The organism is Roseiarcus sp., assembly GCF_052145395.1.
Taxonomy (GTDB): domain Bacteria; phylum Pseudomonadota; class Alphaproteobacteria; order Rhizobiales; family Beijerinckiaceae; genus Roseiarcus.
This window is the reverse complement of sequence record NZ_JBKQOT010000791.1, coordinates 1-8,738: the sequence shown is the minus strand read 5'-3', so window position 1 is coordinate 8,738 and position 8,738 is coordinate 1. Positions and strand designations below refer to the sequence as shown.

General features: G+C 67.1%; 9 protein-coding genes and 1 riboswitch. All 9 genes read right to left on the bottom strand.

Annotated elements, in window-relative coordinates:
• The coding region (locus ACLP25_RS27255) for an NAD(P)H-dependent oxidoreductase subunit E (protein ID WP_442472234.1) at positions 1 to 1,384 on the bottom strand (1,384 nt) is incomplete at its 3' end.
• Positions 1,385 to 1,480: 96 nt separating this feature from the next.
• Positions 1,481 to 2,236, bottom strand: a complete 756-nt coding sequence (locus ACLP25_RS27250; RefSeq protein ID WP_442472235.1) for a GyrI-like domain-containing protein — start codon at positions 2,234 to 2,236, stop codon at positions 1,481 to 1,483.
• A gap of 108 nt (positions 2,237 to 2,344) precedes the next feature.
• Positions 2,345 to 3,889 (bottom strand): aminomethyl-transferring glycine dehydrogenase subunit GcvPB, encoded by a 1,545-nt coding sequence (gene gcvPB, locus ACLP25_RS27245; protein WP_442472233.1) that lies wholly within the window; start codon positions 3,887 to 3,889, stop codon positions 2,345 to 2,347.
• Positions 3,890 to 3,928: 39 nt separating this feature from the next.
• Entirely contained in the window at positions 3,929 to 5,272 is a 1,344-nt protein-coding gene (gene gcvPA, locus ACLP25_RS27240; RefSeq protein ID WP_442472232.1) for an aminomethyl-transferring glycine dehydrogenase subunit GcvPA, read from the bottom strand.
• 3 nt (positions 5,273 to 5,275) lie between these two features.
• Complete coding sequence (gcvH, locus tag ACLP25_RS27235) at positions 5,276 to 5,653, bottom strand: glycine cleavage system protein GcvH (protein ID WP_442472231.1); 378 nt, start codon at positions 5,651 to 5,653, stop codon at positions 5,276 to 5,278.
• A gap of 16 nt (positions 5,654 to 5,669) precedes the next feature.
• Positions 5,670 to 6,800 (bottom strand): glycine cleavage system aminomethyltransferase GcvT, encoded by a 1,131-nt coding sequence (gcvT, locus tag ACLP25_RS27230; RefSeq protein ID WP_442472230.1) that lies wholly within the window; start codon positions 6,798 to 6,800, stop codon positions 5,670 to 5,672.
• A 170-nt stretch (positions 6,801 to 6,970) separates the two neighbouring features.
• A riboswitch (glycine riboswitch) is annotated at positions 6,971 to 7,063 on the bottom strand.
• 72 nt (positions 7,064 to 7,135) lie between these two features.
• Positions 7,136 to 7,777 carry a hypothetical protein gene (locus tag ACLP25_RS27225; protein ID WP_442472229.1) on the bottom strand — a complete coding sequence of 214 codons (642 nt, stop codon included), beginning with the start codon at positions 7,775 to 7,777 and terminating at the stop codon, positions 7,136 to 7,138.
• Positions 7,778 to 7,837: 60 nt separating this feature from the next.
• Positions 7,838 to 8,359 carry an invasion associated locus B family protein gene (locus ACLP25_RS27220; protein WP_442472228.1) on the bottom strand — a complete coding sequence of 174 codons (522 nt, stop codon included), beginning with the start codon at positions 8,357 to 8,359 and terminating at the stop codon, positions 7,838 to 7,840.
• A 149-nt stretch (positions 8,360 to 8,508) separates the two neighbouring features.
• Positions 8,509 to 8,738: hypothetical protein (locus tag ACLP25_RS27215; RefSeq protein WP_442472227.1), on the bottom strand; the 230-nt coding region annotated here is incomplete at its 5' end.

Genomic DNA, 8,738 nt, shown 5'->3' with positions numbered 1-8,738 from the left:
CGCCGGCCGTCGAAACATCCTCGAAGGCGATCCGGCGGCTGAACTCGTCGGGCGTCAGGAGCACGCCTGAAGCGCCGCCGATCTGAACCGCTGTGACGGCCTTCGCGCCGCAGTCTTCGAGGATGCGTCCGATCGTCACGCCGAACTGGTACTCGTAGATGCCCGGCCGTTCGCAGTCGCCGGAAATGGAGATGAGCTTCGTTCCCGTCGAGGTTTTCGTCCCGCGCTTGGCGAAGCTCGCCCCGCCTTCGATGGCGATCTCGGTGCAATGGGCGAGCGTCTCAACGTTGTCGACGACCGTCGGCTTGCCCAGATATCCGACCAGAACCATCGACGGCGGCCGGACGCGCGGCCGTCCCGGCTTGCCCTCGAGGGATTCGATCTGCGCCGTGCCCTCGCCACAGATATAGCCGCCGGCGCCCATGTGGATTTCAATGTCGAAATCAAAGCCCGGAGCGCCGCGGATCGACGTCCCCAACCGTCCGCTCGCGCGCATCACGTCGATGTCGCGCTGAAGCTGCTCCTGCAGATGCTTGTACTCCCCGCGCAGATAGATGAAGCCCTTCGTCGCGCCCACCGCATAGGCGGAGATCGCCATGCCTTCGAGAACGCGAACCGAGAAGGAATTGAGCAGGACGCGGTCCTTGAACGTTCCCGGTTCGCCTTCGTCGGCGTTGCAGACAACGTACCTCTGCGCGCCCGGCGCGTTGCGGGCGCCCTCGAACTTCACGCCCGTCGGGAATCCCGCGCCGCCGCGCCCCCTGAGGTTGGACCGCTTCATTTCATCCATCATGCCTTGCCGGCCGCGGGCGATGGCCGCGTCGAGCGCGACGCCGGGCTGCAACGGCGTCAACAGGGTCTCGCGACGCCGGATATTGTCGTCGACCCGGAAGAAAGTCGCGGGCCATTCCCCGAGCGGGGCGCCGATTCGCATGAGCTCGCAGATTTCGTCGATCCGCCTCGGCGTCAGCCGCGTGATCGCGAAATTGTTGAGCAGCATCGCCGGCCCCTGGTCGCACATGCCGGTGCAGGACGTGAGGTCGACGCTCACCGAGCCGTCGGCCGAAACCTGGCCGCGACGCAACTTCAGCCGCTTGAGCATGTGCTCGATGAGCGCCGCGTTGCCGAGCATCCGGTCCGTGATGTTGTCCGAGAACAGAACGCGGTAACGGCCTCTCGGCCTGTCGTACAGGAACGAATAGAACTGCACGACGCTCTGGACTCGGGTGATCGGGACGCCGAGACCCACCGCGATCGCTCGCGTCGTCTCCGGCGAGATCCAGTCGAGTTCTTCCTGAGTCTCCCTCAGAATTTGAACAAGGCGCGTTGGATCAGTCCGGTGTCGCGCCAACGCGCGCGCAACGACGTCGCTGCTAGTTGCCATCTGATGCTCGTTCCCTAGTGACGAGGCCGTACCCGGAAATTCGTCACCGATTCTTGACTTCGATCAATTCGGCCGAACAAATGTTCAGCCCAGCATCTATTTCAGCAGCACATAGATGTCGACCTCGAGGTTCGGGTCGTCCACGTCCTTCACGTCGTTCGCGTATTCCTCGACAAACGAATCCTGGGCGTCGATCCCTTTTTCGTCGAGATAGGCCGTGATCGCATCGTAGGTCGCATCGATGTCGGCGTAAGCGCCGAGATGCTGGAATCGCATCGCCTTGCCGCTCGGCGTCACGCCGATTTTCACCGCCTCCGATAGGCTTGCCTTGCCCTCCGGCGCGGTCTCGAGCGGATAGCCCGCGTGGTAGCGGAATCCCGTGTCGTCGGACTCGACGAACACAGCCAGCGGCCGGCCTGACGGCTTCAGACCCGCCTTGTCGATGTCCCGCTTGACCAGACCCAGTGAGCCGAGAATTGCGCCGTAGACCTCATCGCGATCGGCCTTGCCTTCGATAAAGGCGAACGGCCGCTGGGCGAGATCGACGGTTTCACCCGTTGAACCTTCCGCCTGCGGCTTGCCCGACTCCGTGGGTTTGGCGGCCTCGGGAGCGCCGGGCGGCGACGTTTCGCCCGAGGCCGCCGGCGGCTGAGGAGTCGGAGGCGCGGGCGTTTCCGCGGCCGGCGCCTGAGCGCCCGAGGCAGGCGCGGAAGGCGGCGGCGCCGTCGTAGGCGCGGACTGCGCGGACGGGGGCGCGGGCGTCGCGTCGTCCGCGCAAGCGACATCCGCCATTGCCCCAGCCAACAGCGCCAAAAGCCCGGCGGCTGCGTAACAGATCCATTTCTTCGGCATCTTCACCCGGCGCTCCGCCCGACGCGGGCTGCTTTCCGCCCGAGCGACTCTCTTAGGACAATTCCGTCTCAGGACAAAGACGGCCGTCGCCCGGAAAGCCGCAGGATGTCACGCCGGACGCGGCCGCGTCCAGCGCAAGACCGGCTGTCGCGCCGCGCGCGTCTCGTCCAGCCGGCGACGCGGCGCATGGATCGGAGCCGAGGTAAATCGCTCGCGGTCGCCGGCCTTGGCGGCGAAAGCGAGATCCCGCAGCGTCATGATGAATCGATCGAGGCTTGCTTTGGACTCCGATTCCGTCGGCTCGATCAGCATCGCGCCGTGCACGATCAGCGGGAAATACACCGTCATCGGATGAAATCCCTCGTCGATCATCGCCTTGGCGAAGTCGAGGGTCGACAATCCGGTGTCCTTCAGCCAGCGGTCGTCGAACAACGCCTCGTGCATGCAGGCCCGCTCGCCGAACGGCGCGCTCATGACGTCGGCAAGCGAGGCTCGTATGTAGTTCGCCGACAAGACCGCGTCTTCCGAAGCCTGACGCAATCCGTCCGCCCCATGCGACAAAATAAAGCTCAGCGCACGCACGAACATCCCCATCTGTCCGTGGAACGCGCTCATGCGGCCGAACGATTCCGTTCCTGCGGCGTGCTCCACCAGTCGCAGCCGATCGCCTTCCCGCGTGACGAACGGAACCGGCGCGAAAGGCGCGAGCCGCGACGACAGCGCGACCGGCCCCGCGCCCGGGCCCCCGCCGCCGTGCGGCGTCGAAAACGTCTTGTGCAGGTTGATGTGCATCGCGTCGACGCCGAGGTCGCCCGGGCGCGTCTTTCCGACGATGGCGTTGAAGTTCGCGCCATCGCAGTAGAAGTAGGCCCCGGCTTCCCGAACGGCCTCGGCGATTCCCACGATCTGACGCTCGAAAAGCCCACAGGTGTTCGGATTGGTCAGCATGATCGCGGCGACGTCGGGAGCGAGCGCCGATTTGACCGCCTCGACGCTGACGTCGCCTTCATCGCCGGCCGGAACCGGGCGGACGGAAAATCCAATCAGGGCCGCCGTCGCCGGATTCGTGCCGTGGGCCGAATCGGGAACCAGCACGACTCGCCGCGTTGCAACCTCGCCGCGGGCCTCGATCGCCGCCTTGATCGTCATCATGCCGCAGAGTTCGCCGTGCGCTCCCGCCTTCGGAGACATCGCGATCGCGCTCATGCCCGTCATTGTCATCAAGGCGGCGGCGAGCGCCTCGATCACCGCAAGCGCGCCCTGCGCGGTCGAAACCGGCTGCAGCGGGTGCACGTCCGAAAAACCCGGCAGCCGCGCCATCTTTTCGTTCAGGCGCGGATTGTGCTTCATCGTGCAGGAGCCCAGCGGATAGAGCCCGGCGTCGATCGAGTAATTGTCGCGCGAAAGGCGCACGTAGTGGCGCACCGCTTCCGGCTCGGTCAGACCGGGCAGTTCCGGCGCCCCGGCGCTGGCTGTCGGCCCCAGCCGCGAGGCGAAGGGCTCGGGGTCGTCCACGTCGACGCCGGACGCGTCGAACCGGCCGGTTTCGAAGATCAGCGCCTCCTCCATGTCGAGGGCGCGATTGCCGGTGAAGGTCTTGCGCGCGGCCGCTTGAGCGGTCTCCGGGCGGGTCGGACGGCCTTGGCTGTTCATCGACGGTCATTTCCTGAGACGGTCATTTCCTGAAAAGAACTATCGCAGGCACTCGGCCAGGGCTTTCGCATAGGCGGAGCGGTCGTCGTCGCTGTTGACCTCGGTGCTGGCGACGACGATGCAGTCGTCGAGCCCGGCTTGAGGCAGAAGCCGCGACACAGGCAGCCCGCCGATCACGCCGCGACGCGCCAGCGCCTCGATCACGTCGGCCGCCGGTCGGGGCGTGCGCAAAGTGAACTCGTTGAAGAAGCATGCGTTGACGATCTCGACGCCCGGCACGGCGGACAGGCGATCGGCCAGTTGGACCGCGTTGGCGTGATTGAGGTTCGCCAGGCGCCGGAGGCCGACCCCGCCAAGCAGGGCGAGGTGGATCGAGAACGCGAGCGCGCACAGGCCGGAATTGGTGCAGATGTTGCTCGTCGCCTTCTCGCGCCGGATGTGCTGCTCTCGGGTCGACAGCGTCAGGACGAAGCTGCGCCGGCCGTCGGCGTCGACAGTCTCCCCGGCGAGTCGCCCCGGCATCTGGCGCACGAACTTGAGCCGGGTGGAGAACAGCCCGAGATAGGGACCGCCGAACGAGAGCGCGTTGCCGATCCCCTGCCCTTCGCCGACGACGATATCGGCGTCCATTTCGCCCGGCGAACGCAGGGCGCCGAGCGAGACCGGATCGGTGAAGACCGCAACCAGAAGCGCGCCGCGGGCGTGCGCGGCGTCGGCGATCGGAGCAAGGTCGCGAGGATTGCCGAAGAAGTCCGGGCTCTGGACGACGACGCAGCTTGTTTCGTCGTCCATCGCGGCGGCGATGTCCTCGCTCGCCCGGACGTCCGGCGGAAGCCGAACCACCGTTTCTCCGGCCAGACGCGCCAGCGTCTCCGCCACGTCGGCGTATTGCGGATGCAGGCCGCCGGACAGGACCGCCTTGCCGCGCTTCGTCAGGCGGTGCGCCATCATCATCGCCTCGGCGCATGCGGTGGACCCGTCGTACATCGAGGCGTTCGCGACTTCCATGCCGGTCAGCGTCGCGACCTGGGTCTGGAACTCGAACAGGACCTTCAATGTGCCCTGGGCGATCTCGGGCTGGTAGGGCGTGTAGCTGGTCAGAAACTCCGAACGCTGGATCAGATGATCGACGCTCGCCGGAATGTGGCGCTTATAGGCGCCCGCGCCGAGGAAAAACGGCGCCGAGCCCGCGGCGACGCTGCGAGCGGCCATCGCCGACATCGTCCGCTCGACCGCCATCTCGCACTTGGCGAGCGGCAGGTCGATGAGCCCCCCGATGCGTTTGTCGGCGGGAATGTCGGCAAACAGCGCCTCGACGTCGGGGACGCCGATCCGCGCCAGCATCGCCTGGCGTTCGGCGGCGTCGAGCGGCAGGTAGCGCATCGGTCAGGCCTGGGTTTCGAGATAGGCGGCGTAGGCGGCTTCGTCCATCAGAGCCGCCAGCTCACTCAAGTCGGCGATTCGGATCCGGAACAGCCAGCCGCGCCCGAGCGCATCCTCGTTGATGATCCCGGGCGTCTTCTCCACGTCGGCGTTGACGGCGACGACCTCGCCGGAAACGGGCGCGAAAACGTCGCTCGCCGCCTTCACGCTTTCGACCACGGCGGCGGGCTCGCCCGCCTTCAGCGTCTTGCCGAGCGGCGGCGTCTCGGCGAACACGACGTCGCCCAGCTGCTGCTGCGCAAGGTCGCTGATGCCGACGACGCCCTCGGCGCCGTCGATCCGGATGTATTCGTGATCCTTGGTGTAGCGGATCTCAGCCATGAAAAGGTCCTTTGCTTCAGCCGCGATGATAGGCGTGGCGATGGAAGGGCAGCGCGGATATGCGCGCGCCGAGGGTTTTTCCGCGCACGATCAGTCCGACCGGCGTTCCGACCGTTGCATGCGCACGGTCGACGAACCCCATGGCGATCGGCGCGCCGACGCTCGGCCCGAAGCCGCCCGAGGTGACGACCCCAATCTGCGCGCCGTCGGCGGACACGATCTCGGTTCCGTCGCGCGCCGGGGCCCGCCCGTCGGGCCTGAGGCCGACACGAACGCGGCCCGGCCCGTCGGCAAGCGCGCGCAGAATGCGGTCGGCGCCGGGGAAGCCGCCTTCGGCGCGGCGGCGCTTCTGGATCGACCAGGCGATCGCCGCCTCGACCGGATCGACGGTCTCATCGAGCTCGTGACCGTAAAGACAGAGGCCCGCTTCGAGCCGGAGCGAGTCCCGAGCCCCGAGCCCGATCGGGGCGACGCCCGGCTGCGCCAGCAGGAGGCGCGCGAAAGACTCCGCGCGTGGGGCCGGGATCGAGACCTCGTAGCCGTCCTCCCCGGTGTAGCCGGAGCGGGAAACGAAGGTCTCGGCGTCGCCAATGCGCGCGGGCCTCGCAGCCATGAAGGCCATGGCCTCGAGCCCCTCGCCGACCGCGAGACTCGAAAGGGTTGCCGCCGCAAGCGGCCCCTGCAACGCGATGAGCGCGGCGTCTTCGAGCCGCGTCAGACGGACTCCGCTCGGCAGACGGCTGACGATGAGGGCGTAATCGACCGCCTTGCGGGCGGCGTTGACAACCAGGCGGAGCGCGCCGTCGGCGGCGGGCGGACGCGTCACCATGAGGTCGTCGACGACGCCGCCGTCGTCGTTGAGGAGTTGGGTGTAGCGCTGCCGGCCCGGAGCAAGACCCAGGATGTCGGCGGGGCAAAGCGTCTCGAGAAACGCCGCCACAACGCGATGGTCCGGGCCCTCGATCAGCGCCTGGCCCATATGCGAGACGTCGAACAGCCCGGCCGCCTTGCGGGTGTGCAGATGCTCAGCCAAAACTCCGGTCGGATATTGGATCGGCATGTCGTAGCCGGCGAACGACGCCATCCGGGCGCCGAGTTCGACGTGCAGCGCATGCAGGGGCGTTTTGCAGATGGCGTCGTCGCTCATGGGTCCACCGATCGAGTCCAGCGCCGGGCGGAGCGCGCCGCGACTCGGGCGGCGAACGATCCGCATGGGCGCCCCCTCTGTCGCACGACCTGAGAGATTTCCCGCCTTGCGGCGGCTACCCCCGTCGGTGGACGCAGGCCTTTCGGGCGCGCGCCGCTTTCCAGAGCGTCATCACTTCAGCGGTCCTGCGGCCTGAGCGTTTCCGGGGCGGTTGCGCCTTCGGCGCCGGCGGCGGGGCCGCCGGACTCTTCCGCGAAGTGTCTTCGACTGACGAGGTCGAGCTAGCCCGAGCGCCGCGCTTTTGTCAACGCGCCGTAAGCGGGCGCGGAACCCCGTCAGCCGGAGACCTTGCGCCTGTGCGCGTGTGGAGCGCCGCCGCCCCCGCCGCCTTCGAAGCCGATCGTCAGCGTATAGACATTGGCGAGCATGAGGGTCGGCATCGGCACGACGATCGGGTCCGTGACGATGCGGAACTGGCCGGAATTCGTGGCGTCGGCGGTCGCCTGGATCGTATAGGTCTTGGAGTAGATCTGCTTCTTGCCGGCGTCCTGGGTCACGGTGATTCGCAGCGGCACGCTGTAGGTCCCGGGGGAGCCGGCCTGACCGATGACGAGATTGCCCGCCACGCCGACCTTGATCGCCGCCTGCCCCGGCCCGGCCGGATCGCATTCGCGGGCCGTGTCGCCGATGTTGAACTGGTAGCGCACCGACGCGCTCTCGGCGCCGCCGACCCGATAGGCGGAGCCGCCCTCGGCAATGTCGACCTCGGGGCAATAGATGTCGGTGCTGGCGACCGGCAGCGGGACCTGCTTCTCAGCCGGATTATTGGTCGGCTGCGCCACGGGGCGCGGGTTGGCGCCCTGGTTCAGCTGGAACGTCGCCGGGTCGTAATGCGGCATCAGGTTCTCGACCGAGCCGCATCCAGCGAGGAGACCGGCGCCAACAAGGGCGAGAGAGAGACGAGAGGAAATCTTCAACAACATTGTCGCCATGGTTTTCGATGACAATCCGAGGCGGTGCTTACGACGGCCCCGCGGTCAAGGCAATTGCTCGTAGGCTTCCTTGAAGCCGGCGAGCGGCGCGGGCACGCCGACGCCCTGTTCGGGGGTCTGGAAGAGCCCGAGCGTAACCGTCTTGCCGTCCTTGAGCTTGGCGACGAGCGCGTCGTCGAGCGCGAGCTGGGCGATGCAGCCGTTGGCCAGGCATTGCAGGAAGTTGAGCCGGCCGGCGTTCTGATCGTCGATCCGCAAGCTGACGCCTGCCGGCAGGAGCACGCCGAGCGGGGCGATGACGCGCATGAGGCGCGCCTTGCGGTCCGCGGTGTTGAGCACGATGACCACCAGCGTCAGGTTCGGCCGGTCCTGGTCGACGACGCTCAGCACGACCGCGCATTGTTCGTAGGCCGCGCCCGGCGGCGTCTCGCACCGCGTCTCCCAGTCGCCGTGCTTGGCCCGGATGGCGCCTTGCGCGTGAGCCGCGCCCGCCGCGCAACACACGGCGGCGGCGAGGCCGAAGGCGGCGAGGAGATGAAAAAGACCGCGCGACCGGCTTGCGTGCATCGACGCGAAATTCCCTGGATGGAGGATGAGAAGCGACCCCGCCCTAGCAAGCGATCAGGGCGGCGACAAGCCCGCCGCGGCAAATCGCGCAAAATGAGGGGACGGAGATGGTGGGCGCTACAGGGATTGAACCTGTGACCCCTACCATGTCAAGGTAGTTTCACACGATCGACCTTGGTTGCTGTCATTTGCAGCGCTAGGAAACAAGCCGTAATTCCCACCGATTTCAATTGCGGACCTTTACCGCAGTTTGCTATGATTTGTGCGAAGTTGGTAGCTAGGCGGTAGCTAGCAACCAACTGCCAGCCAGCCCGATTGACGGGCAGGAGCACAGCAACATGCAGCGCGGGAAGATCGGACTGCGGGAAGTTCGCGCCCT